Annotated in this window: 1 protein-coding gene; it reads left to right on the top strand. The window is 33.7% G+C overall.

The features are described from left to right. Nucleotides 1-102: 102 nt before the first annotated feature. On the top strand, nt 103-243 hold a 141-nt coding region (locus tag R0J87_RS23815; protein WP_498889491.1), incomplete at its 3' end, for a transposase.

Here is a 243-nt window from a genome sequence, read left to right as displayed (position 1 = left end):
AACGGTGAGGGTTAGATGAATTTCGTTTGGAGAAAGCCGAAAATGTCTTTCATTTCTTACTATGATATAATCAGTCTTAACGTAAGAGAGGTTGATTTATCAATGGTTTTAGACAGTAATAATCATTCAGTATTCTCGTTGTATTATCATCTTGTTTTGGTAGTTAAATATCGAAGGAAAGCAGTTGACGATGTTATTTCAGACTATGCGAAAGAGATGTTTGAGCGTCTAGGTAAAAACTAC

This window comes from Halomonas sp. SIMBA_159 (assembly GCF_046536035.1).
Taxonomy (GTDB): domain Bacteria; phylum Pseudomonadota; class Gammaproteobacteria; order Pseudomonadales; family Halomonadaceae; genus Vreelandella; species Vreelandella venusta_A.
This window is presented reverse-complemented; position numbering and strand designations above follow the sequence as displayed.